This window comes from Paraburkholderia megapolitana (genome assembly GCF_007556815.1).
Classification (GTDB): domain Bacteria; phylum Pseudomonadota; class Gammaproteobacteria; order Burkholderiales; family Burkholderiaceae; genus Paraburkholderia; species Paraburkholderia megapolitana.
This window is the reverse complement of sequence record NZ_CP041745.1, coordinates 1,147,237-1,169,872: the sequence shown is the minus strand read 5'-3', so window position 1 is coordinate 1,169,872 and position 22,636 is coordinate 1,147,237. Positions and strand designations below refer to the sequence as shown.

23 protein-coding genes are annotated in these 22,636 nt (G+C 63.0%); 8 read left to right on the top strand and 15 right to left on the bottom strand.

Annotated features, from left to right (window positions below):
- Window positions 1-55: 55 nt before the first annotated feature.
- Window positions 56-961 carry a prolipoprotein diacylglyceryl transferase gene (gene lgt / locus FNZ07_RS18635; protein ID WP_091010827.1) on the bottom strand — a complete coding sequence of 302 codons (906 nt, stop codon included), beginning with the start codon at window positions 959-961 and terminating at the stop codon, window positions 56-58.
- Between the two features lie 85 nt (window positions 962-1,046).
- Window positions 1,047-2,063: a LysR family transcriptional regulator gene (locus FNZ07_RS18630; protein ID WP_091010826.1), complete on the bottom strand. Its 1,017-nt coding sequence runs from the start codon at window positions 2,061-2,063 to the stop codon at window positions 1,047-1,049.
- A 132-nt stretch (window positions 2,064-2,195) separates the two neighbouring features.
- Here FNZ07_RS18630 and ilvD point away from each other — a divergent pair, with 132 nt between their 5' ends.
- A complete protein-coding gene (gene ilvD / locus FNZ07_RS18625) occupies window positions 2,196-3,869 on the top strand; it encodes a dihydroxy-acid dehydratase (protein WP_091010825.1) in 1,674 nt (557 codons plus the stop codon).
- A 119-nt stretch (window positions 3,870-3,988) separates the two neighbouring features.
- The gene (locus FNZ07_RS18620; RefSeq protein WP_091010824.1) at window positions 3,989-4,321 is read left to right on the top strand and encodes a c-type cytochrome; all 333 of its coding nucleotides are present in this window, start codon (window positions 3,989-3,991) and stop codon (window positions 4,319-4,321) included.
- A 57-nt stretch (window positions 4,322-4,378) separates the two neighbouring features.
- On the opposite strand, the gene FNZ07_RS18615 is transcribed toward FNZ07_RS18620, so the two are convergent.
- The 3 genes from FNZ07_RS18615 to FNZ07_RS18605 all read right to left on the bottom strand — a co-directional run bounded on the left by FNZ07_RS18615 (window position 4,379) and on the right by FNZ07_RS18605 (window position 6,947).
- On the bottom strand, window positions 4,379-4,888 hold the full coding sequence (locus tag FNZ07_RS18615; RefSeq protein ID WP_091010823.1) for a DUF2486 family protein: 510 nt from the start codon (window positions 4,886-4,888) through the stop codon (window positions 4,379-4,381).
- Window positions 4,889-4,975: 87 nt separating this feature from the next.
- On the bottom strand, window positions 4,976-5,392 hold the full coding sequence (locus FNZ07_RS18610) for a DNA polymerase III subunit chi (RefSeq protein WP_091010822.1): 417 nt from the start codon (window positions 5,390-5,392) through the stop codon (window positions 4,976-4,978).
- Window positions 5,393-5,438: 46 nt separating this feature from the next.
- Window positions 5,439-6,947, bottom strand: coding sequence for a leucyl aminopeptidase (locus FNZ07_RS18605; RefSeq protein ID WP_091010821.1), 1,509 nt, complete (start codon window positions 6,945-6,947; stop codon window positions 5,439-5,441).
- A gap of 125 nt (window positions 6,948-7,072) precedes the next feature.
- Between FNZ07_RS18605 and lptF the strand changes: the two genes are divergently transcribed.
- The 3 genes from lptF to FNZ07_RS18590 are packed head-to-tail and all read left to right on the top strand — an operon-like array spanning window position 7,073 to window position 9,725.
- Complete coding sequence (lptF, locus tag FNZ07_RS18600) at window positions 7,073-8,173, top strand: LPS export ABC transporter permease LptF (protein ID WP_091010820.1); 1,101 nt, start codon at window positions 7,073-7,075, stop codon at window positions 8,171-8,173.
- Between the two features lie 3 nt (window positions 8,174-8,176).
- Complete coding sequence (gene lptG / locus FNZ07_RS18595) at window positions 8,177-9,334, top strand: LPS export ABC transporter permease LptG (protein ID WP_091010819.1); 1,158 nt, start codon at window positions 8,177-8,179, stop codon at window positions 9,332-9,334.
- Window positions 9,335-9,344: 10 nt separating this feature from the next.
- Window positions 9,345-9,725, top strand: a complete 381-nt coding sequence (locus FNZ07_RS18590; protein ID WP_091010818.1) for a sirohydrochlorin chelatase — start codon at window positions 9,345-9,347, stop codon at window positions 9,723-9,725.
- 86 nt (window positions 9,726-9,811) lie between these two features.
- On the opposite strand, the gene cobA is transcribed toward FNZ07_RS18590, so the two are convergent.
- The 6 genes from cobA to FNZ07_RS18560 form a co-directional block, all read right to left on the bottom strand.
- On the bottom strand, window positions 9,812-10,573 hold the full coding sequence (gene cobA, locus FNZ07_RS18585; RefSeq protein ID WP_091010817.1) for a uroporphyrinogen-III C-methyltransferase: 762 nt from the start codon (window positions 10,571-10,573) through the stop codon (window positions 9,812-9,814).
- An 81-nt stretch (window positions 10,574-10,654) separates the two neighbouring features.
- Window positions 10,655-12,007 (bottom strand): sulfate adenylyltransferase subunit 1, encoded by a 1,353-nt coding sequence (locus FNZ07_RS18580; protein ID WP_177228267.1) that lies wholly within the window; start codon window positions 12,005-12,007, stop codon window positions 10,655-10,657.
- Between the two features lie 10 nt (window positions 12,008-12,017).
- Window positions 12,018-12,980 carry a sulfate adenylyltransferase subunit CysD gene (gene cysD / locus FNZ07_RS18575; protein WP_091010815.1) on the bottom strand — a complete coding sequence of 321 codons (963 nt, stop codon included), beginning with the start codon at window positions 12,978-12,980 and terminating at the stop codon, window positions 12,018-12,020.
- Window positions 12,981-13,072: 92 nt separating this feature from the next.
- Window positions 13,073-13,816, bottom strand: coding sequence for a phosphoadenylyl-sulfate reductase (locus FNZ07_RS18570; RefSeq protein WP_091010814.1), 744 nt, complete (start codon window positions 13,814-13,816; stop codon window positions 13,073-13,075).
- Window positions 13,813-14,352: a DUF934 domain-containing protein gene (locus FNZ07_RS18565; protein WP_091010813.1), complete on the bottom strand. Its 540-nt coding sequence runs from the start codon at window positions 14,350-14,352 to the stop codon at window positions 13,813-13,815. Before FNZ07_RS18565 ends, FNZ07_RS18570 begins: the two co-directional genes overlap by 4 nt.
- Window positions 14,353-14,377: 25 nt before the next feature.
- Entirely contained in the window at window positions 14,378-16,057 is a 1,680-nt protein-coding gene (locus FNZ07_RS18560) for a nitrite/sulfite reductase (protein ID WP_091010812.1), read from the bottom strand.
- A gap of 213 nt (window positions 16,058-16,270) precedes the next feature.
- Here FNZ07_RS18560 and FNZ07_RS18555 point away from each other — a divergent pair, with 213 nt between their 5' ends.
- The 3 genes from FNZ07_RS18555 to FNZ07_RS18545 all read left to right on the top strand — a co-directional run bounded on the left by FNZ07_RS18555 (window position 16,271) and on the right by FNZ07_RS18545 (window position 18,767).
- Entirely contained in the window at window positions 16,271-17,212 is a 942-nt protein-coding gene (locus tag FNZ07_RS18555) for a CysB family HTH-type transcriptional regulator (protein WP_091010811.1), read from the top strand.
- A gap of 81 nt (window positions 17,213-17,293) precedes the next feature.
- Window positions 17,294-18,451, top strand: a complete 1,158-nt coding sequence (locus tag FNZ07_RS18550; protein ID WP_091010810.1) for an ABC transporter substrate-binding protein — start codon at window positions 17,294-17,296, stop codon at window positions 18,449-18,451.
- Between the two features lie 58 nt (window positions 18,452-18,509).
- Complete coding sequence (locus tag FNZ07_RS18545) at window positions 18,510-18,767, top strand: hypothetical protein (RefSeq protein ID WP_091010809.1); 258 nt, start codon at window positions 18,510-18,512, stop codon at window positions 18,765-18,767.
- Window positions 18,768-18,812: 45 nt separating this feature from the next.
- Here the strand turns inward: FNZ07_RS18545 and FNZ07_RS18540 are convergent, their stop codons facing one another.
- From FNZ07_RS18540 to FNZ07_RS18525, 4 genes are all read right to left on the bottom strand, one after another.
- Window positions 18,813-19,295 (bottom strand): ester cyclase, encoded by a 483-nt coding sequence (locus FNZ07_RS18540; RefSeq protein ID WP_091010808.1) that lies wholly within the window; start codon window positions 19,293-19,295, stop codon window positions 18,813-18,815.
- 18 nt (window positions 19,296-19,313) lie between these two features.
- Entirely contained in the window at window positions 19,314-20,453 is a 1,140-nt protein-coding gene (locus FNZ07_RS18535) for a Gfo/Idh/MocA family protein (protein WP_245811430.1), read from the bottom strand.
- A 21-nt stretch (window positions 20,454-20,474) separates the two neighbouring features.
- On the bottom strand, window positions 20,475-21,524 hold the full coding sequence (locus FNZ07_RS18530) for a sugar phosphate isomerase/epimerase family protein (protein WP_091010941.1): 1,050 nt from the start codon (window positions 21,522-21,524) through the stop codon (window positions 20,475-20,477).
- Between the two features lie 62 nt (window positions 21,525-21,586).
- Window positions 21,587-22,549 (bottom strand): substrate-binding domain-containing protein, encoded by a 963-nt coding sequence (locus FNZ07_RS18525; protein WP_091010806.1) that lies wholly within the window; start codon window positions 22,547-22,549, stop codon window positions 21,587-21,589.
- Window positions 22,550-22,636 lie beyond the last annotated feature (87 nt).

Sequence of the window (22,636 nt, the reverse complement as noted above, 5' to 3'; positions counted from 1 at the left end):
CCGAAGTCCCTGTCTTGCATGCAAGACAGGGACTTTTAACTTTCAGGCTGCCCCCTCAGCGCGCCCCAACCACCTGCGATGCCGCCCGGCCGCCGCGCCGATAAGCCCAGACCAGCATCGCGATACCGGCGATGATCATCGGCAGCGACAGCCACTGCCCCATCGACAGCCCCAGCGCGAGCAGGCCGAGAAAGTCGTCCGGCTCGCGGGCGAATTCGATGGTGAAGCGCGCAAGGCCGTAGCCGATCAGAAACACCGCGGAAATCGCGCCAACCGGCCGCGGCTTGCGCGCGAAGAACCACAGCACGAGAAACAGCGCGATACCTTCGAGCGCGATCTCGTACAGCTCGGATGGATGACGCGGCAGCATGTGGTACTGCGCAAACACCTCGCCGAGATGCCACTGCGCAGCCTTCGCCGGATGAGCGGCCAGCCACGCGGCGTCTTCGTTGGCGGCGCCCGGAAACAGCATTGCCCACGGCGCGGACGGATCGGTCACACGGCCCCACAGCTCGCCATTGATAAAGTTGCCGAGGCGGCCCGCGGCCAGACCGGTCGGCACCATCGGCGCGACGAAATCGGTGACCTGCATCCACGTGCGCTTGCGCTGATACGCGAACAGCATCATCGCGAACAGCACGCCGAGAAAGCCGCCGTGGAACGACATGCCGCCTTCCCACACCTTGAAGATGTCGAGCGGATGCGCGAAGTACCAGCTTGCCTTGTAGAACAGCACATAGCCGAGCCGCCCGCCGAGTATCGTGCCGAGCACGCCGTAGAACAGCATGTCGTCGATGTCCTTCGCGGTCCAGCCTTGCGCGGCCACATACGGCAGGCGCAGGCGCAACCGTCCTACGACGATCGCCGCAATGAACGCGACGAGGTACATCAGGCCGTACCAGCGCACAGCGAGCGGCCCTAGATGGATGGCGACAGGATCGAAATTCGGGTGAATGAGCATCGTGTGGTGGTGGAGGTTCGGGTTCTTCGGAGTGCTGTCTGGGTTTTGCCGCGCTATGCCACTACGCCGTTATGCCGTTACGCCGTTACGCGACCGGATGAGCTACCGCCGCCGCATGGGCCCGCACGATCTCGATGAAACCGGCAAGCACTGGGCTGACTTCAGCCGTACGCCATACCAGTCCTGTTTCGATCGCCGGCACCGATTCGCGCAGCGGCCGGTACACAACGCCGGTGCGCCGCAGGTTACGCAGCGACTGCGGCACCATTGCGACGCCCATGCCCGCCGAAACAAGGCTCACGATCGTCTGCATCTGGATCGCCTCCTGGCCGATACGCGGCGCGAGGCCGGCCACGCCGTAGCAATCCATAATGATGTCATAAAAGCCTGGCGCCAAACGACGCGGGAAGACGACGAGCGGCTCATCGGCGACTTCGGTGAGGCTGACCGGCTGCCGATGCCATCCTGTATCGACGGCATCGGCACTCGCATCGGGCGCGGACAGGCGGCCGGCGGTTTCGTCGAGACGCGCCGCCAGCACCGATGACATCGCAATGACCAGCGGCTCGCGTACGATCGGCAGCCACGACAGTTGTGCGGCGTGGCGCGGCGGCAGCGGCGCGATGACGAGCCCCGCATCGATGCGGCCGGCGACGAGTTCCTCGATCTGCACGTCACTGGTCGCTTCGGTCAGCTGCAGCCGCACGCGCGGATGGCGCGCGCCGAAATCGCGCAGCAACGGCGGTAGCAGACCATAATCGGCGGTCGAGACGAACGCGAGCGACAGCACCCCCGCCTCGCCTCGCGCGAGACTCTGTGCGAACGGCCGCAGGCTCTCGGCGGCGGCCAGTAGCCGGCGCACTTCGGGCAGCAGATCGGCGCCCACCGGCGTAAGCTCGACGGAGCGCTTGGTGCGGGCGAACAGCTCGACGCCGAGCGTTTCTTCGAGTGCGCGGATCGCCTGCGACAGCGGCGGCTGCGTCATCGACAGACGCGCGGCGGCCCGGCCGAAGTGTTTCTCCTCGGCGACGGCGATGAAATAGCGCAACTGCCGCAGGTCAGGAGTAACAGCGGGGGTGACAACGGGGGTGGCAAATAACATCGATATCTTTTACGACCTATTAGATCGCTAATAATATATTAGACACGCATCTACGAACATCGCATTCTTGCGCGGAACACCGGCGCCCATGCCTCGTGGGTACCGATCAAAACAAACTGGATGGAGCTCCCCATGCCGTACAACCGTCGTTCGAAGAACATCACGCAAGGCGTCGCGCGGTCGCCGAACCGCTCGATGTATTACGCGCTCGGCTATCAGAAGGAAGACTTCGACAAGCCGATGATCGGTATCGCCAACGGCCATTCGACCATCACACCGTGCAACTCGGGGCTACAGCGTCTCGCCGACGCGGCGGTCGGCGCGATCCGCGACGCCGACGCGAATCCGCAGATCTTCGGCACACCGACGATCTCCGACGGAATGTCGATGGGCACCGAAGGCATGAAGTACTCGCTCGTCTCACGCGAAGTGATCTCGGACTGCATCGAGACCTGCGTGCAGGGCCAGTGGATGGATGGCGTGGTCGTGATCGGCGGCTGCGACAAGAACATGCCCGGCGGCATGATGGCGCTGGCCCGCCTGAACGTGCCCGGCATCTATGTGTACGGCGGCACGATCCGTCCGGGCAACTGGAAGGGCAAGGATCTGACCATCGTGTCGTCGTTCGAGGCGGTCGGCGAGTTCACGGCCGGGCGCATGAGCGACGAGGATTTCGAAGGCATCGAGAAAAACGCGTGCCCGTCGTCGGGTTCGTGCGGCGGCATGTACACGGCCAACACGATGAGTTCGTCGTTCGAGGCGCTCGGCATGTCGCTGCTGTATTCGTCGACGATGGCCAATCCCGACGAGGAAAAAGTGCATTCCGCAGCGGAATCGGCGCGCGTGCTCGTCGAAGCGGTGAAGAACGACCTGAAGCCGCGCGACATCATCACGAAGAAATCGATCGAAAACGCGGTCGCGCTGATCATGGCAACGGGCGGTTCGACGAACGCCGTGCTGCACTATCTCGCGATCGCGCACACCGCCGAAATCGAATGGACCATCGACGACTTCGAACGCATCCGTCGTCGCGTACCGGTGCTCTGCAACCTGAAGCCGTCGGGCCAGTACGTCGCGACCGATCTGCACAAGGCCGGCGGCATTCCGCAGGTGCTGAAGCTGCTGCTCGACGCGGGCCTGCTGCACGGCGACTGCATGACCATCACGGGCCAGACGATGGCCGAAGCGCTGAAGGACGTACCGTCGGTGCCGCGCGCGGACCAGCAGGTGATCTTCCCGATCGACAAGGCGCTCTACAAGGAAGGCCACCTCGCCATCCTGAAGGGCAATCTGGCCACCGACGGCGCCGTGGCGAAGATCACGGGCCTGAAGAACCCGGTCATCACGGGTCCGGCACGCGTGTTCGAGGACGAACAGAGCGCGCTCGCCGCGATCCTCGCGGACCAGATCAAGGCCGGCGATGTCGTCGTGCTGCGCTACCTCGGCCCGAAAGGCGGCCCCGGCATGCCGGAAATGCTCGCGCCGACCTCGGCGATCATCGGCAAGGGGCTCGGCGAAACGGTCGGTCTGATCACCGATGGGCGCTTCTCAGGTGGCACATGGGGCATGGTGGTCGGCCACGTCGCGCCGGAAGCGTTTGTCGGCGGCACGATCGCGCTCGTCGAGGAAGGCGATTCGATCACGATCGATGCGCATCAGTTGCTGCTGCAACTGAACATCGACGACGCCGAACTCGCACGCCGCCGCGCCGCATGGCAGCAACCGAAGCCGCGCTACACGCGCGGCGTGATGGCGAAGTACGCGGCGCTCGCGCTGCCGGCTCACAAGGGCGCCGTGACCGGTTAAAGGGCGCGAGGCAGGTGCCGTAAACGCAGAGGGGCGCACGGTTATCCGTGCGCCCCTCTGCTTATAATGCGTCCACCACACCACCCGCCCAACCGGGCCCCGTACCGGCAGAAACCAGAATGAGATCAACGATGTATGTGGCACTCGCTCTGGCGGCTGCCCTCGCAACCGCGACCGCAGGTGCCGCGCATGCGGAACCGGCCAGCGGTCTCGCGCTTGCCCAGCAGCAGAACTGCATGAGCTGTCATTCAGTGAAACGTCCGTTCATGGGGCCGGCGCTGCATGACGTGGCAGCGAAATATGTGGATCGCAGCGATGCGGCAAGCTATCTCGCGCACAAGATCCTTGAAGGCAGCACGGGCGTCTGGGGTCCGGTGCCGATGCCAGCCAATACGCAACTCACGCCCGATCAGGCGGCGAGCCTTGCCGGCTGGATCCTGACGCTGAAATAACCTTCGCGGTACAGCGGCGCAGTACGGTTGCGCAGTACGGCGGGACCCGGCGGCCGCTCAGCGGTGGTCCGCGCCGCGTCGCGCCATCTCATCCCTGACCGCGTCGCGTACCCAGCCGGTCAGCTCCGTTTCGAGCGCAAGCGCCACTTCGCGGGTGATCTGGTTCACGAGCCAGGTGGAGTGGTCCTGCAGCGCATCCCGGCAACGCGTCTCGATCACGCTGCGCCCTTCGCCAGTCAGATAGCTCGCGAACCGGCCACGCAGCCGCTCGGCCAGCGCCTCGGGGTCGTAACCGTGGGGATCGTGAGAATCGCGCAGATCGGCGGCGACCAGCGCGGGCGCCATCGACGGCGGCGGCACGAAGCTCGCCACCGGTGCGTCCGGCGCCGCAGTGGGCGTAGCACCGCCGCTGAGCGGGCCGATCGCCGATTCGGCGGCAAACCCGCCGTCGGCCTCGAATGGCGCATGTCCGGCCGGCGCCCATTGCGGCGCCCGTGCATGTGCGGGGTTGCCCGGCACCAGAATGTCGGTCAGAAGCGGGATCGAATGGTCGTCAAGATCGGACACGAGAGCACTCCGTCGAAAGATCGAGTGAGCCAGCGGCCCAGCTTCAGGCTGCCCGGCATGACCGGCGCACGATGTGCGGACCGGAACTCAACCGCCCTGCTTGTGATTGTTCAGAGCATAGCCGCGGTCGCGGTAGAAGCGGTAGCGCTCGCGGCCCGCCGCGAGTTCGTCGGGCGCATTGCCGACGATCTCCAGCAAGCGCTCGAAGCGCGCAAACTGCGCCGGCACCTCCGCCCCCAGATTCAGCAGCACCTGATGATGCGGTGCATCGTCGAGGTTCGAGGTCAGCACGATCGGTGTCTGCGCAACCACGGCCGCGCCGGCCATGCAGTGCGGCACGAAATCGAGCGGCGAAAACGTCCACAACTGCTCGTCGAATGCGTGCAGACGCGGCGGTTCGGCCAGCACGACGGTCGGCTGGCCGGCCTGATACGCCTTGCGTACAAGGCGGCACGCATACAGCAGCGCGTCGCCTACGTTCGTATGAAAGTCGATCCGCGTCATGGCCCGCTCCACCGCGGGGCAGGCGCCCCGCTGTTGCGCTGCTTCATTAAGCCGAGCGGTCGATCAGGAACTGCGTGAGAAGCGGCACCGGCCGTCCCGTCGCACCCTTCGCTGCACCGCTCTTCCAGGCCGTACCGGCGATATCCAGGTGGGCCCACGGATACGCTTCGGTGAAACGCGACAGGAAGCACGCGGCGGTGATACTGCCGCCCGGACGGCCGCCGATGTTCGCGAGATCCGCGAAATTCGACTTCAGCTGTTCGTGGTACTCCTCGTCGAGCGGCAGGCGCCATGCCGGGTCCGACGCTTCCTTCGAGGCATCGAGCAGTTCGCCCGCGAGCGCATCGTCCTTCGAGAACAGACCGCTGTTGTGATGGCCAAGCGCGATCACGCAAGCGCCGGTCAGCGTTGCGATGTCGATCACCGCCGCCGGCTTGAAACGTTCGGCGTAGGTCAGCGCGTCGCACAGGATCAGACGGCCTTCGGCATCGGTATTCAGCACTTCGATCGTGAGACCGGCCATGCTGGTGACGATGTCGCCGGGCTTCGTCGCGTTGCCCGCGGGCATGTTCTCGCAGGTCGGGATGATGCCGACCACGTTGATTTTCAGGCCCATTTCGGCGACTGCGCGCAGCGTGCCGAACACCGAGCCCGCGCCGCACATGTCGTACTTCATCTCGTCCATGCTTTCGCCGGGCTTCAGCGAAATGCCGCCGGTGTCGAACGTGATGCCCTTGCCGACCAGTACGATCGGCGCGGCCTTCGCAGCGCCGCCCTGGTACTGCATCACGATGAACTGGGGCGGTTCGACCGAGCCGCGCGTGACCGACAGGAACGAGCCCATCTTCAGCGCTTCGAGCTGCTTCTGGCCGAGTACGTCGACCTTCAGCTTCCAGTCCTTACCGAGCTTCTTCGCGGTGTTCGCCAGATAGGTCGGCGTACACACGTTGCCCGGCAGATTGCCGAGATCGCGCGTGAGGTCCATGCCGTTGGCGAGCGCGGCGCCCTGCTTCGCAGCAACCTTCGCAGCCTTTTCGTCGACGGTATCGACGCTGAACACGACACGCTTCAACGCGCGCGTGCTGTGGTCGGGCTTGCTCTTCATCTGCGTGAAGCGGTAGGTCTGTTCGCGCAGCGCGAGGATCGCAGCACGCACGGCCCAGTCGGCCGAACGTTCGAGCACCGGCAACTGCGCCAACGTGAAGGCGACCTGAACGATCTTCGTGCCGAGAATTGCGCGCCATGCGGCGCGTGCTGCATCGCCGTACGCTTTCTGGGTGAATTTGTCCTGCTTGCCGAGACCGACCAGCAGCACGCGGGACGCGCCAATGCCGGATACTTCGTGCAGAACCAGTGTGGTACCGCTCTTGCCGTCCATGTCGCCGGCCTTGATGATGCGTGTCAGCAGGCCTTTGGTGGCCGCATCGATTTCCAGCGCCGCGCCCGACAGCGTCTGCGATTCGAACACACCGATCACGATGCAATCCGATTTGCCGGTCGGGAACCCGGTTGACGAGCCTTTGCTCCAATCACAGGCTTTTATGCTAAAGTCCATCGCGCTTGTCCTCGGATAAAATCTGGGCTTAGGATGAAAGCCGCAATTATCCGCTATTTTTCCCGCGGCGGCTGCAAGGATGGTGCAACGGGTACCATCTGGAGCACGCCTTCTCGTCATCAACAATGATCTTCGAACGCTCCCTCCAGCGCGAACTCGCGTATACGGCTGGTGCCGTGTTCATGGTTCTGCTCACGCTCGTACTGACGACGATGATGATCCGCATCGTCGGCTTCGCGGCCTCGGGCGAAATCGATCCGCGCGACGTACTGGTCCTGATCGGCCTCACTGTGATCGGCTACCTGGCGATCATGCTCGTCGCGACCCTGTTCGTGTCGATCCTGTTCGTCCTGACGCGCTGGTACCGCGACTCCGAAATGGTGGTGTGGCTCGCGTCCGGCGTGAGCCTCACCCAGTTCATCAAGCCGGTCGGCGTATTCGCCACGCCGATCATCATCCTCATCATGTTCTTCGTGTTCGTCGGCTGGCCGTGGTCGAACCAGCAGAACAAGCTGATCCGCGCGCGTTTCCAGCAGCGCGACGAGGTCTCGTTGCTCGCACCGGGCCAGTTCCGCGAATCGGCAGTGAGTCATCGCGTGTTCTTCATCGAGAAGATGACGCAGGACCAGGCGCGCGTCGAGAACGTGTTTGTCACGAGTACCGAAGGCGGCAAGGTCAACGTCGTCGTGTCGAAAACGGGTCACACGGAAACGCATAAGAACGGCGACCGTTTCGTCGTGCTCGAGAATGGTCGGCGCTATGACGGCGAGCCGGGCCATCCGGACTTCCGCATCATGGAATTCGACCGCTACGGTGTGAAGATCGAGAGCCAGCCGGTCGTGAGCACGCCAAGTACAACGGGTACCCCCACCCTCGATCTGATCCGCGACCCGACCCGCGACAACCTCGCCGAGCTGGCGTGGCGCATCGGTCTGCCGCTCATCGCGATCAACCTGATGCTGCTCGCCATTCCGCTCGCCCACCAGAATCCGCGCCGCGGTCGCACCATCAACCTGGTGATGGCCGTGCTGATCTACCTGACGTACTCGAACCTGCTCAACGTCATCCAGTCGTGGATCGAGCAAGGCAAGATGTCGTTCGTCGTCGGGCTGATCGGGTTGCATATCGTGGTCGCCGCGATCGTCGTGTTCATCTTCTGGATGCGCGTGCGCAACCGGCCGCTGTTCACGTGGGCGATGTTCCGCCGTTCGTCACAGGGAGCGTGATCGATGCGGATCTATGAACGGTACTTCGCGCGCCAGATCTATCTCACCTTCGTCTTCATCCTGTTCGCGTTCTCGGGCCTGTTTTTCTTCTTCGACCTGATCAACGAACTGAATTCGGTTGGACACGGCAACTACAAGTTTACGTATGCGGTGCTGCGCGTCGCGCTGCAGACGCCCTCGCGTTTCTACGAAATCATTCCGGTCGCGGCATTGATCAGCTCGATCTATGTGTTCGCGCAGATGGCCGCGAACTCCGAGTACACGATCTTTCGCGTCTCCGGTCTCGCGACCAACCAGGCATTGCGCTCGCTGCTGAAGATCGGTATTCCGCTCGTGATCGTCACCTATCTGATCGGCGAAGTGGTCGGCCCGTACACCGACCAGTTGTCGGAACGCGTGCGCCTCGAAGCGCTTGGATCGTCGGTGTCGAGCAACTTCGAATCGGGCGTCTGGGTGAAGGACACGCTCACTGCACGCGCGGACGGCGAGCAGGTGACGCGCTTCGTCAACGTCGGCAAGCTGCAGCCGGACGCGACGATCAGCGACGTGCGCATCTACGAGTTCGATGCGAAATTCCGGCTCTCCAACGTGCGCATTGCGAAGAGCGGCAAGTATCAGCCGCCCGGCCACTGGCTGCTGAAGGATGTGACCGATACACAACTGATCGACGTTCCCCCGCCGACGGGCGCCGGCACCAAGCCGACCGATGCACTCAACCCGGTGTACCGCGCGGAGCAGGTCACAGTGCCGGAATACTCGCTGCGCTCGGAACTGACGCCGCAAATCCTGTCGGTGCTGCTGGTATCGCCGGAACGGATGTCGATGTTCAACCTGTTCCGCTATATCCAGCATCTGACCGAGAACCATCAGGATTCGCAGCGCTACGAGATCGCGCTGTGGCGCAAGCTGCTCTACCCGTTCGCAGTGTTCGTGATGCTGGTGCTGTCGCTGCCGTTCGCCTATCTGCATACGCGTGCGGGCGTGGTCGGCGTGAAGGTGTTCGGCGGGATCATGCTCGGGATGAGCTTCCAGCTCTTCAACACGCTGTTCTCGCACATCGGTACGCTGAACACGTGGCCCGCGCCGCTCACGGCGGCGACGCCGGGGTTGATCTATCTGGTGCTCGGTCTCGTCGGGTTGAAGTGGGTCGACCGGCATTAGGAGCGAAGCGATGAGCGCGCATGGCATCGTATTGTTTGGTCACGGCGCGCGCGATCCGCGCTGGGCGGAGCCGTTTGAGCGGCTGGCCGGAAAGCTACGAGCCCGGCACGGCAACGCTGGTCCGGTTTCGCTGGCCTTCCTCGAACTGATGACGCCCGACCTGCCCGCAGCCATCGCGGCGCAAGCCGCCGCTGGCTGCACGACGATCAGCGTCGTGCCGGTTTTCTTCGGCCAGGGCGGTCACGTGCGGCGCGATCTGCCGGTTATCGTCGATGCGTGCCGGGCTGCGCATCCGGGCGTGACGATACATTGCGCGACCGCTGCCGGCGAAGACGAAGGCGTGCTCGACGCGGTGGCGGACTACTGCGTGCGGCAGATTACCGGCGGCTGAATCCGCTGCGATAACTGCTTCGATCGATACAAAGCAAAACGCGCCTGCCGGCGCGTTTTTTTCATACGGTCTTGACGTCTTTAGTGTCAGGCGGCGTTCAGCAAATCGCCGTTCTGTTTCGGCTCGGCTTGCTGCGCGTCGCGCTCGCCGAATGCTGCGCCGATCATCAGCAGGCTCGGTTGAGCCGGATCGAGCCACGACTGTGCATCGCCGGCTGCGAGTGCTGCGAGCGTCAGCGTGAGCGAGCGTTCGCGCGACGTGCTGCATGCTTCGACGATCGCGACCGGGGTCGCAGCAGGACGTCCGGCGTCGATCAGTTCCTGGGCGATTTCCGGTGCGCTGTCGCGGCCCATGTAGAACACCAGCGAATCTGCATTGACGTGTTCGCGAATCGCCGCACTATCGGGCGCGCGACTGTGGGTGGCGAGCGCGACGCTGCGCGAGACGCCGCGCAGCGTCAGCGAACGCCGCAGCGTGGCCGCACCCGCCAGCGCCGCCGTGATGCCCGGCACCACTTCGTATTCGATGCCCGCGGCTTCGAGCGCACGCATCTCCTCGTCGGCACGACCGAACAGCATCGGATCGCCGCCCTTCAAGCGGACCACGACATCGTGCTCGAGCGCCGCATCGACGATCTGCTTGTTGATGAAGTGCTGCGCCGTCGAGCGCTGACCGCAACGCTTGCCGACCGCGATCCTGCGCGCATGCGCCGGCGCATGATCGAGCATCGCCGGTTCGACCAGCGCGTCGTGCAGCACGACATCCGCGATGCCCATGAGCCGTGCGCCGCGCACCGTGATGAGGTCCGCAGCGCCTGGTCCTGCACCGATCAGATACACCTTACCCATTTATTCCAATCCCACGTTCGTGCGGTTAATCCGCTTGATCCGCACTGTTGGCTGACCACGCGGCCCACTGCCGCGTAGCGTCTACGCCGAAAACGCACGAATCATACCGGCTGCAACCGTGTGATGCGTCGCTTCGTCGATCAGCACGAATGCGCCGGTGCCCGGATGCGTATCGTACACGTCGCAGACGAGCGGCTTCTGCAGCGTCACCGTCACACGGCCGATATCGTTCATCGCGAGATCGTGGCGATCGACTGCATGCGACAGCGTATGCACATCGAGCACCTCGCGGATCGCGCCGATTCGCGCGAACACCGTGTTGGTGGTCTGCTTCAGCAGGTACTTGCGTTGCGTGGACAGCGGCACTTCGTCGAACCAGCAGAGGTCGGCTTCGAGCTTCTTCGCGGGTTCGGGTACGGCTTCGAGTGCCGCGCCAGTCGCGCCTGCCACTGCGTAGTCCCGCAGCACGAACGTATCGCCACGCGACACATCGACATCTTCCGCGAGACGGATCGTCACCGTCTGTCCGGCAAACGCGCGATCCACCTGCGAGGTACCGCCCGGCACCGGCGCAATGATTTCGCTCACCGTTGCTTCGCGGTTCGCAGGCAGCACGACGATCGTATCACCGAGCTTCACTTCGCCAGACTCGACACGGCCCATATAGCCGCGGAAATCGTCAGCCTGGCTGCCGTCCTGGCGCGCCACCCACTGCACCGGGAAACGCAGCGCCTGGCCGGTCGGCTGTTCGACGGGCAAGGCTTCGAGCACGTCGAGCAGCGGCTCGCCCGCATACCACGGCATGCGTTCGCTGGCCGTGACGATGTTGTCGCCCTTCAGCGCCGACACCGGCACGAAACGCACATCGGCAAGACCCAGATGACGCGCGAGTTCGACATACGCATCGCGGATCTCGTTGAAACGCGCTTCGCTGTAGTCGACCAGATCCATCTTGTTGATCGCGACGATCGCGTGTTGTAGACCGAGCAGCTTGACGAGCGCGCTGTGGCGCTTGGTCTGCGGCAGCAGTCGCGCAACGCCGTTCTCGAACGTGACGCGCGTCGCGTCGACGAGAATGATCGCCGCATGTGCGGTCGACGCACCCGTCACCATATTGCGCGTGTACTGCTCGTGGCCCGGCGTATCGGCGATGATGAACTTGCGCTTGGCGGTCGCGAAGTAGCGATACGCGACATCGATCGTGATGCCCTGCTCGCGCTCGGCTTCGAGGCCGTCAGTCAGCAGCGACAGGTCGATCTCGTCGCCGACGGTGCGCTTGTTTTTCGCGCGCGACAACGCCGACAGTTGATCCGACAACACAGCCTTGCTGTCGTACAGCAGGCGGCCGATCAGCGTGCTCTTGCCGTCGTCGACACTGCCCGCAGTGATGAAACGCAGCACGCCGAGGTCTTCTGGTTGATGAATGCTCATGATTACCGGTGCCTTAAAAATAACCCTGCTTCTTACGCTGTTCCATCGCGGCTTCCGACGTCTGGTCGTCCATCCGCGTCGCGCCGCGCTCCGTGATTTCCGTCACGGCCGTTTCGGCGATGATCTTCTCGAGATCGTCGGCATCGCTTTCGACCGGGCATGTGCAGCTGATATCGCCAACCGTGCGGAAACGCACCAGCGCGGTTTCGCTAGTCTCGCCCGCGCGAATCGGCGTGAGCGGCGTGACCGGCACCAGCAGACCATTGCGACGCACGATCTCGCGCTGATGCGCGTAGTAAATCGACGGCAGTTCGAGCTGCTCACGCGCGATGTATTGCCACACATCGAGTTCGGTCCAGTTCGAGATCGGGAACACGCGCAGGTGTTCGCCTTGATGCAGGCGTGCGTTGAAGAGGCTCCACAGTTCGGGGCGTTGCGCCTTCGGGTCCCACTGGCCGAATTCGTCGCGGAACGAGAAGATGCGCTCTTTCGCCCGCGCCTTTTCTTCGTCGCGGCGCGCACCGCCGATCATCGCGGTATAGCCGTGCTGCGCGATCGTCTCGAGCAGCGTGACGGCCTGCGCGGCATTGCGCGAATCGGTTTCGCGGCGCAGACGCACAGTGCCGCGTTTGATCGAATCCTCGACATGACCGACCACCAGTTCCGCGCCGATTTCCTCTGCACGGCGATCGCGGAAGTCGATCACTTCAGCGTAGTTGTGTCCCGTATCGATGTGCACGAGCGGAAACGGCAGCGACGTCTTGCGGTTCGCACCGAGACCGAAGGCCTTCAGCGCAAGATGCAGCACGACCACCGAGTCCTTGCCGCCCGAAAACAGCAGCGCGGGCTTGCTGCATTCGGCGACCAGTTCGCGCAGGATGTGAATCGACTCGGCTTCGAGCCAGTCGAGGTGATCCATCCGGTTCGCGGTATTGGCAAGCGGAGCGTTCACAGTGGAATCGAGCGTCGTGCTCATGTTCAGGTCCTTCGTCGGTTCGCACAGCGGGGGTCACCCGCGGCGCGGAAATAATCTGTAATCTGGCCGGATCGGCGGCGAACAGGGCGATATTACGCGGATGCGGATTCGGTGCTCACCGCAATCGGAATCGTCGTGATGTGCAGCCCGCATTCCTTCGTATCGCGCGACTCCCACCACCAGCGCCCCGCCCGGCTGTCTTCGCCGGGACGAATCGCGCGGGTACAGGGTTCGCAACCGATGCTCGGGTAGCCGCGCGCATGCAGCGGATTGACCGGCACGTCGAATGCCTGCAGATACGCCCACACATCGACCTCGGTCCAGTCCGCGAGCGGATTGAACTTGGCGATGTTGCGCGCGCCGTCGTGTTCCTCTTCGTGTAGTTCCGCGCGCGTCACTGACTGCTCGCGGCGCTGCCCCGTCACCCACGCGCTCACATCCGACAGCGCGCGATTGAGCGGCTCGACCTTGCGGATCTCGCAGCAGCGCTTGCGCAGATCGATGCTTTCGTAGAACGCGTTGAGGCCGTTCTGCGCGACGTATTCGTCGATGGCATCCTGCTGCGGATGAAACTGCTCGATCTCGTAACCGTAGCGTTCGCGCACGCGATCGATCATGCCGAGCGTTTCCGCGTGCAGACGACCGGTGTTCAGCGAGAACACACCGATCGCCACGCCGCGCGAGAGGATCGCGTGCGTAAGTAGCATGTCTTCTGCGGCGAGGCTGCTGGCGAGCTTCACGCGAGTATGACGTGCCGCGATCGAATCGAGCAGTGTGTCGAGTCGCTCGATTTTCGCTGCAAGTTCTGGCGTGATGGACGGGTGGTCGGTGCTCATGCGGCCGCCTTCGAAGCTGCCGCGTCGCGCCGCCGGAACAGCGGTAGCGGATTGTCGAATGCGCCCTGGTACTGCACGGTGAATTCGTCGAACGCTTTCAGCGCGTCGTGAATGTCCTTGTCCTCGCGTACTGCGTATGCGTCGAAGCCGCAGCGGAACATGAACCTCAGCTGATCGCGCAGCACGGCGCCGATCGCGCGCAATTCGCCTTTGTATCCGTAGCGTTCGCGCAGCAGCCGCGCGATGCTGTAGCCGCGGCCATCGTTAAACACGGGGAAGTCCACCGCGAGCAATGCGACCTTGTCGAAATCGCCGGTGATGTCGGCGGGTTCGCTGTCGGGCGCGAGCCACACGCCGAGTTCCGTTGCGCTGCGCGTCGCGCTCAGCGCCTCGCGCGAGGCCTGCCACAGTACGAGCGGCACCACGATCTTGCCGGCCGGCAACGCGTCGAGCGCGGGCAACGTGCCGTCTTCAGCTGCACGCACGATGGTCCAGTCGTCGGAGACAATCGAGCGGTTCTTGATAATCGAAGCCATCTGCCTGTATTCCTTTTGTCTCGGGTTACGCGTGAGCCGGCTGACGCGATGCGTACACGCGTTCCTTGAACGGTGCGAGGCCGATGCGCTGATACGTATCGATGAAACGCTCGCCGTCGAGGCGGTGTTCCACGAACGTGTCGATCACCTTCGACACCACGTCCGGCATCTCTTCCGCCGAGAACGACGGGCCGATCACACGGCCAAGATGCGCACCGGTCGCGCCCGTGCCCTGCTCGCCGCCGAGCGTCACCTGGTACCACTCGGAGCCGTCCTTATCGACGCCGAGCACGCCGATGTTGCCGACGTGATGGTGACCGCACGCGTTGATACAACCCGAAATGTTCAGCGATATGTCGCCGAGGTCGTACACAAAGTCGAGATCGTTGAAACGCTCCTGAATAGCGAGCGCAATCGGAATCGACTTCGCATTCGCGAGCGAGCAGAAATCGCCGCCCGGGCACGCGATGATGTCGGTCAGCAAGCCGATGTTCGCCGTTGCGAAACCTTGCGTCTTCGCTTTTTCCCACAGTTCGAACAGATCGCGCTTCTTCACGTTCGCGAGAATCAGGTTCTGTTCGTGCGACACGCGGATTTCGCCGAGCGAATACTGATCGGCCCAGTCGGCGACCGCTTCCATCTGCGTATCGGTAGCGTCGCCGGGAGCGATCGTGGTCGGCTTCAGCGACAGCGTCACCGCCGCGTAGCCCGACACCTTGTGCGGCCGCACGTTACGCTCGACCCAACGCGCAAACGCGCGGTTTTCGAGCAGATGCTTTTCGAAGGTTGCTTCGGTGTCCGGCAGCTTGTCGTACTGCGGCGGCGCGAAGTACTGCGACACGCGCTCGACTTCAGCCTGCGTCAGCGTGGACGGGCCGTCCTTCAGGTGTTGCCATTCTTCCTCGACCTGCTGCGAGAACTTCTCCGGGCTCAGCGCCTTCACGAGAATCTTGATGCGCGCCTTGTACATGTTGTCGCGCCGGCCGTAGCGGTTGTACACGCGCAGCACGGCTTCGCAGTACGTAAGCAGATGCTGCCAGGGCAGATCCTCACGGATGATCGCACCGATGATCGGCGTACGACCCATGCCACCGCCAGCCAGAATGCTCGCCACCACTTCGCCGTCTGCGTTCTTCTTCAGATAGACGCCGAGGTCGTGAATCTGCACGGCTGCGCGGTCTTCTTTCGAACCCGACACGGCAATCTTGAACTTGCGCGGCAACCACGCGAATTCCGGGTGGAACGTCGACCATTGGCGCAAGATCTCAGCCCACGGACGCGGATCGACGACCTCGTCGGGCGCGACGCCCGCGAACTGGTCGGCGGTGATGTTGCGGATGCAGTTGCCCGACGTCTGAATGCCGTGCATCTGCACCGACGCGAGCTTCGCGAGCAGATCGGGCGTTTCTTCGAGCTTGATCCAGTTGTACTGGATGTTCGAGCGTGTCGAGAAATGGCCATAGCCACGGTCGTGCTCGCGTGCGATCTGGCCGAGCATGCGCATCTGGTCGCTGCGCAGGTTGCCGTACGGAATCGCGATGCGATGCATGTACGCGTGACGCTGCATGTACAGGCCGTTCTGCAGACGCAGCGGGCGAAACTCGTCTTCGCTCAATTCGCCGGACAGGCGGCGGCGAACCTGGTCGCGGTACTGCGCGACGCGTTCGTCGACGATGGTCTGGTCGTACTGATCGTATTGATACATTCGGGGACCCCAGTTCTCGTAACACGCGGCGTTCCGGTTACGCCGCGTCTGGATATCTGATTGGCCTCGCGCGCGGGCGATCGTTCAGAGCGATCGCTCATTTGCTAATGACAAAAACAGATAACCATATTGGAAAAGTTGGGGTAATCGTAATAAACTCGCTATATATTTCAAACGACTAAAAAATTCTTTTTATATGCGTAGGGGTTATAAATGAACCTGCACCAGTTCCGCTTCGTCCGCGAGGCCGTGCGGCAGAACTTCAACCTCACCGAGGCCGCCAAGGCACTGTATACAAGCCAGCCGGGCGTCTCGAAGGCCATCATCGAGCTGGAAGACGAGCTGGGCGTCGAGATCTTCACCCGACACGGCAAACGTGTGCGCTCGCTGACCGAACCGGGCCGGATTATCCTCGAGTCGGTCGAGCGCATCCTGCTTGAGGTGGAAAGCCTCAAGCGCGTCGGTAAAGACTTCGCGGCGCAGGACCAGGGCAACCTCGTGATCGCCGCCACCCACACCCAGGCGCGCTACTCGCTGCCGACCGCGATCGCCGAGTTCAAGAAGCGTTACCCCAAGGTGCACCTTTCAATTCTGCAAGGTAGCCCGACCCAGGTCGCCGAGATGGTGATCCACGACCAGGCCGACCTCGCCATCGCCACCGAGGCCATCGCTAACTATAAGGAACTGGTCTCGCTGCCGTGCTTCCAGTGGCACCACGTAGCCGTGATGCAGCCAGACCACCCGCTACTCGACCGCAAGCTGCTGTCGCTCGACGATCTGACACAGTACCCGCTGATCACCTACGATAACGCGTTCGCCGGCCGCACCAAGATCAACGAGGCGTTCCGGCTGCGCGGGCTGCAACCGGACATCGTGCTCGAAGCCATCGATGCCGACGTGATCAAGACTTACGTCGAACTCGGCCTCGGGGTTGGGATCATGGCCGACATCGCGTTCAACGCGGAGCGCGATAGGCATCTGCGGGCGATGCCGGTCGGTCATCTGTTCGGCAGCAATGTGACGCGTGTGGCGCTCAAGCATGGCGCGTATCTGCGCAGCTATGTGTATACGCTTGTCGAGCTGCTGTCGCCGGGGCTGAACCGCAAGCTGATCGAACAGGCGCTGAAAGGCGAGCACGAGACGTACGAACTTTGAGCGCGTGACCCTGAACACCAGATGAAGCGCTACACAAGCGCCGCCCGGACCACACCGCATTTCTCGCCACGGAGACCCTCGATGGACCCCAAGAAGAACCTGCGCCGCGCCATCGCGCTCGGCGCCCTGCTGATCGCCGGTGCCGCGCACGCGGACCTGAAAGTCGGCATCGACCTGTCGAGCACCGGCCCGGCCGCGACGATCGGCATTACGAGCAAGAACGCGATGCTGATGTGGCCGAAGACGATTGCCGGCCAGAACGCGCAGTACATCGTCCTCGACGATGGCTCGGACCCCGGCACCGCCGTGAAAAACATCCGTAAGCTGATCAACGAAGACCATGTCGACGTGATCGTCGGGCCGAACATCACGCCGGCCGCGATGGCCGCGCTCGATCCGGTCGCCGAAAACCAGACGCCGATGATCACGCTGATCGGCTCGGCCAGTGTCGTCGAGCCGCAGGAAGGCAAACGCGTGTGGGCGTTCAAGATGGCGCAGACCGACAGCGCAATGGCCGACGTGATGACGCGCTATATGGCCAATCACAACGTGAAGACGGTGGGCTTCATCGGCTTCGCGGACAGCTACGGCGATAGCTGGCTCAACGAGTTCACGAAGTTTGCAACGCTGCGGCACATCCAGGTGGTCGCCACCGAGCGTTTCAACCGGACCGATGCAAGCGTCACCGGGCAGGTGCTCAAACTGCTCGCGGCTAAGCCCGATGCGGTGCTGATCGCCGGGGCGGGCACGCCGACAGTGTTGCCGGAGCGCACGTTGATCGAGCGTGGCTTTAAGGGGCCGATCTATCAGACGCATGGCATTGCGACACCGGAATTCATCAAGCTCGGCGGTAAGGATGTCGAGGGGACGTTGTTTCCGACGCAGCCGGTCGTGGTCGCGCGGACGCTGCCGGCCGATCATCCGGCGAAGAAAGCGGCGCTCGCTTTCGTCGATGCCTACGAAGCGCAGTACGGACCTGGCTCGGTCACGCAGTTCGCCGGCGATGCGGCGGGTGTTTATCCACGGCTGCAGGATGCGGTTGCGCGTGCACTGAAAACTGCGCAGCCGGGTACGGTGGCGTTTCGTGTTGCGCTACGCGACGAGCTGGAGCATGCACATGAACTGGTCGTGCCGAATGGTGTAGTCAGTACCAGCGCAAAGGATCACGTCGGGCTCGATCAGCGGGCGAGCGTGATGGGTGTGATTCGCAACGGCAAGTTCACGTATCTGAGCCAGTGAGTTGTTGCTGGCAAAGTTGTTAAAGTAGCCGTCTCTCTTCCGTACTTCCGGTGTTCCTATGCGCACTACCCGAGCCATTCATGCCGTCGAGCGGTTAAAAACCCGCAGCGGCAATCCGCAATACGCGGCCATCAGTCTCGCGGGTGGCGTCTTTTTTCTGGTGGACCGTTCGAGCGGCGGTGAGGTGCGGCTTTGCGAACCGTTGCCGCTCGACGATTTCGTGAAGTTCGTCGATGGGGTCGGGCCTGCGAAGCCGCGCAAGGCGAGCAAGCTCGATATCGCTTTTGAAGAGCAGATCAGGAAGAGCAGGAAGTAGGCGTTCGTTGCTTCGATCGCCTAACGCTGCAGCCTGCCCTCGCGCTCAGCCCTTGAGTTGCGCCAGAACCCCCGCGATATCGCCCATCCCCCAATGCTCGACGATCAACCCATCGGCCACGCGAAAGATATCGCACGACGTGAACCTGAGTTTCTTGCCGGTGGGCGCAACGCCAAAGAAGACTCCCTCGTGCGTGCCTTCGTAGACGAAGCTTGCGGCGCACTTGTCCCCGTCGATCACCGTCGTCTCAATGGTGACGTTCAGATCAGGCAGCCCCGTCAACCGCGCGCGGAAAAAATTCACCGTCGCGGTTTTGTTGGAGACGCCGGCGGGCGGTGTCGCTGCGGCACTGAGCTGATGGTTGATGTAGTGCTCGGAGAAGAGCGCGGCGAACGCATCGATGTCGTGCGCGCTCAAGGTCCCTCCGAAGCGCGTCGCCACATTCTGCGTGGATTGTGCGTGCAGCGGTGTCATGACTGCGACAGCGGCGCCGGCCAGACTTCCTGAGATCAACGTTCTTCTGTCCATCGATACTCCTCGCTGAATTTAAACCGCCACCCAAGTCCCGCCGGCACCGTGACTCGAGATCACCGCGTCGATAAACTTCAATCCCGCCACACCATCGTCGACTGTGGTCAACAAGCGGCTCTCGACGGGCACGGGTAGCCCGTTATCGATCGCCTCGATCTGCAACGCAGCATCCTTATACAACTGCGCGAATGCTTCGAGATACCCCTCGGGATGCCCCGCCGGCACGCGTGTCGCATGCGCGGCCACCGCGCTCTTCACCCGCGCGCGCGTCAGGCGCTGCGCCGAACCGCCGAGCGGTGTGAACCACAAGTCATTCGGTTGCTCCTGATCGAACGCAAGATTCGCCTTCGTTCCATACACGCGCAAACGCAGCGCGTTCTCCGCACCGCTCGCCACCTGACTCGCCCACAACATACCGCGTGCGCCATCCGCATAACGCAGCATCGCCTGTACGTGATCGTCGATACGACGGCCGGGCACGAACGTATGCAGTTCGGCGGCGAGCGTTGATGGCGTCATGCCTGTGACGAACGCCGCAAGGTGATACGCATGCGTGCCGATGTCACCGAGGCACCCCGCCGGCCCCGCGAGGCTCGGGTCCGTGCGCCACACCGCCTGCCGATTCGCACCCGTCGCCTCAATCGGTTCGGCGAGCCAGTCCTGCGCGTACTCGACCTGTACGATGCGCACGGTACCAAGTTCGCCAGCTTCGATCAGCTCACGTGCATGACGCACGAGCGGATAGCCCGAATACGTATGCGTCAATGCAAACAAGCGTTGTTTGCTGCGCGCGAGCGCGGCCAGCGCTTCGCCCTCTGCGAGCGAGATAGCCAGCGGCTTGTCGCAGATCACGTGTATGCCCGCTTCGAGAAACGCGGTCGCCACCGGCGCATGCAGATGGTTCGGCGTGACGATCGCGACGGCATCGATACCGTCGTCGCGTGCTGCCTCGGCGCGTGCCATCTCGCACCAGTCCGTATAACTGCGTGCGATGCCCGCTTCCGCGGCGCTGCTCTGCGCGCGTTGCGGATCCGACGACAACGCACCCGCCACCAGTTCGAACCGGTCGTCGAGGCGCGCAGCAATCCGATGCACCGCGCCGATGAACGCGCCCTGTCCGCCACCCACCATGCCCAGCCGTAGCCTGCGCGTCATGCCATCCCCTTGTCGTGCGGTTCAAAGACCTAGCAGTTGTTTTACTTGCTGCGCATCGACACCGCTGCCCGCGAAATCATCGAACGCACGCTCCGCAACACGAATGATGTGCCGCCGGATAAATTCGGCACCTTCACGCGCACCGTCCTGCGGATGCTTCAACGCACATTCCCATTCAAGCACCGCCCAGCCCGGAAAATCGTACTGCGCGAGCTTCGAGAAGATCGCGCCGAAATCGATCTGCCCGTCGCCGAGCGAACGAAACCGGCCCGCCCGTTCGACCCAGTCGCTATAGCCGCCGTACACACCCTGGCGTCCGTTCGGCCGGAACTCCGCGTCTTTCACATGAAACGCCTTGATGCGCGGATGGTAGAGATCGATAAACGCGAGGTAGTCGAGTTGTTGCAGTACGAAGTGACTCGGGTCGTACAGGATGTTCGCGCGCGGGTGCTGCTTCACGGCATCAAGAAAACGCTCGAACGTCACGCCGTCGTGCAGATCTTCGCCCGGATGCAGCTCGTAGCAGACGTCGACGCCTGCGTCTTCGAACGCATCGAGAATCGGCGTCCAGCGGCGCGCAAGTTCATCGAAGGCGGCTTCGACAAGCCCGGCCGGCCGCTGCGGCCACGGGTACAGATACGGCCACGCCAGCGCCCCGGAAAACGTCACGTGCGTGCAGAGCCCGAGCCGTTGCGATGCCTTCGCGGCAAACTTCAGCTCGCGGATCGCCCACTCGGTGCGCGCCACCGGATTACCACCGACGCTCTTCGGTGCAAAGCCGTCGAACAGCGTGTCGTAAGCGGGATGCACCGCGACGAGTTGCCCCTGCAGATGCGTCGACAGCTCGGTGATCACGATGCCTTCGTTGTCGACCACCGCGCGTATGTCGTCGCAATACGTCTGGCTCGTCGCGGCCAGTTCAAGATCGACGAGACGCGGATCGGCAGGCACCTGGATGCCTTTATAGCCGAGACCCGCGGCCCAGCCCGCCAGATGCGCGAGACTGTCGAACGGCATCGCATCGCCCATGAACTGCGCGAGAAAGATCGCCGGCCCTTTGATTGTTTTCATGGTGCGTCCCCCGAGGAATGGATGCGGCGTACGCCGCATCGGTCAACCCATGCGTCGTTTGTTTAGAACGGCGAATCCGGGAAATAGAACTGCTGCGCGTTCTCTTTGGTGATCAGCACCGACGGAATGATCGTTGTCGACGGCAGCTTCTCGCCCTTCAGTCGCGCTTCAGCGGTCAGCTTGATCGCGTCGTAGATGAACTTCGGCGAATACGACACGTCAGCGTGAATCAGCGGATCGCCGTCTATCAGCTTCTTCACCATCACCTTCGAGCCCGCTCCGCCGAACACTTCCTTGATGTCGGTGCGCTTTGCCTGGTCGATGGCTTTCAGTACGCCGATCGCCATGTCGTCGTCGGCGGCCCAGACGGCGTCGATGTGCTTGAAGCGCGTCAGGTAATCCTGCGTCACCTTGAATGCGTCGTCGCGATTCCAGTTCGCGTACTTCGCGTCGAGAATCTTCATGTTCGGGTAGCTCTTCAGCACGGCCTCGAATGCGCCGTAACGTTCGTTGTCGAGCGTCGTCGGAATGCCGCGCAGCACGACCACGTCGCCCTTACCGTTGAGCGTCTTCGCCAGATACTCGGCGGGCAGCTTGCCGAACGCGGTGTTGTCGCCGGCCACATAGGCATCCTGCGCGCTCGTGTCGGTCAGCCCGCGGTCGACCACCGTCACGTACACGCCCTTCTTCTTGACCTGCGCGACCGGCTGCGTGAGCGACGCCGATTCGAACGGGAAGATCACGAGCGCATTGATCTTGTTCACGGTGACGAGATCCTGCAACTGGTTCGCCTGCTCCGGCGAGCCTGCCGCGGTCTTCACGATGACTTTCAGATCCGGATGTGCTTTCTCGAGATCGCTCTTCGCCTTGTTCGCCCACCACACGATCCCGCCGGTGAAGCCGTGATCCGCGGTTGGGATCGCGACGCCCAGCGTGACTTTCTCTTCTGCCTGCGCGCCGCCCGCGATGCCCAGCAACCCCAGCGCCAGCATGCCCGCGCCAACCGCCCGAATGACCTGCTTCATGTTGACTCTCCTGTCGTAGGCGTCTCGCGCCCCGTTGATTGTTGAACGACCCATCATGTTGAATATCGTCGTGCTGTTGCGTTACTT

Excerpts from the sequence above, each read along its gene's own strand:
- lgt (WP_091010827.1), bottom strand. The coding sequence starts at position 961 with ATGCTCATTCACCCGAATTTCGATCCTGTCGCCATCCATCTAGGGCCG.
- FNZ07_RS18630 (WP_091010826.1), bottom strand. The coding sequence starts at position 2,063 with ATGTTATTTGCCACCCCCGTTGTCACCCCCGCTGTTACTCCTGACCTG.
- ilvD (WP_091010825.1), top strand. The coding sequence starts at position 2,196 with ATGCCGTACAACCGTCGTTCGAAGAACATCACGCAAGGCGTCGCGCGG.
- FNZ07_RS18620 (WP_091010824.1), top strand. The coding sequence starts at position 3,989 with ATGAGATCAACGATGTATGTGGCACTCGCTCTGGCGGCTGCCCTCGCA.
- FNZ07_RS18610 (WP_091010822.1), bottom strand. The coding sequence starts at position 5,392 with ATGACGCGGATCGACTTTCATACGAACGTAGGCGACGCGCTGCTGTAT.
- FNZ07_RS18605 (WP_091010821.1), bottom strand. The coding sequence starts at position 6,947 with ATGGACTTTAGCATAAAAGCCTGTGATTGGAGCAAAGGCTCGTCAACC.
- lptF (WP_091010820.1), top strand. The coding sequence starts at position 7,073 with ATGATCTTCGAACGCTCCCTCCAGCGCGAACTCGCGTATACGGCTGGT.
- lptG (WP_091010819.1), top strand. The coding sequence starts at position 8,177 with ATGCGGATCTATGAACGGTACTTCGCGCGCCAGATCTATCTCACCTTC.
- FNZ07_RS18590 (WP_091010818.1), top strand. The coding sequence starts at position 9,345 with ATGAGCGCGCATGGCATCGTATTGTTTGGTCACGGCGCGCGCGATCCG.
- cobA (WP_091010817.1), bottom strand. The coding sequence starts at position 10,573 with ATGGGTAAGGTGTATCTGATCGGTGCAGGACCAGGCGCTGCGGACCTC.
- cysD (WP_091010815.1), bottom strand. The coding sequence starts at position 12,980 with ATGAGCACGACGCTCGATTCCACTGTGAACGCTCCGCTTGCCAATACC.
- FNZ07_RS18570 (WP_091010814.1), bottom strand. The coding sequence starts at position 13,816 with ATGAGCACCGACCACCCGTCCATCACGCCAGAACTTGCAGCGAAAATC.
- FNZ07_RS18565 (WP_091010813.1), bottom strand. The coding sequence starts at position 14,352 with ATGGCTTCGATTATCAAGAACCGCTCGATTGTCTCCGACGACTGGACC.
- FNZ07_RS18560 (WP_091010812.1), bottom strand. The coding sequence starts at position 16,057 with ATGTATCAATACGATCAGTACGACCAGACCATCGTCGACGAACGCGTC.
- FNZ07_RS18555 (WP_091010811.1), top strand. The coding sequence starts at position 16,271 with ATGAACCTGCACCAGTTCCGCTTCGTCCGCGAGGCCGTGCGGCAGAAC.
- FNZ07_RS18550 (WP_091010810.1), top strand. The coding sequence starts at position 17,294 with ATGGACCCCAAGAAGAACCTGCGCCGCGCCATCGCGCTCGGCGCCCTG.
- FNZ07_RS18545 (WP_091010809.1), top strand. The coding sequence starts at position 18,510 with ATGCGCACTACCCGAGCCATTCATGCCGTCGAGCGGTTAAAAACCCGC.
- FNZ07_RS18540 (WP_091010808.1), bottom strand. The coding sequence starts at position 19,295 with ATGGACAGAAGAACGTTGATCTCAGGAAGTCTGGCCGGCGCCGCTGTC.
- FNZ07_RS18535 (WP_245811430.1), bottom strand. The coding sequence starts at position 20,453 with ATGACGCGCAGGCTACGGCTGGGCATGGTGGGTGGCGGACAGGGCGCG.
- FNZ07_RS18530 (WP_091010941.1), bottom strand. The coding sequence starts at position 21,524 with ATGAAAACAATCAAAGGGCCGGCGATCTTTCTCGCGCAGTTCATGGGC.
- FNZ07_RS18525 (WP_091010806.1), bottom strand. The coding sequence starts at position 22,549 with ATGAAGCAGGTCATTCGGGCGGTTGGCGCGGGCATGCTGGCGCTGGGG.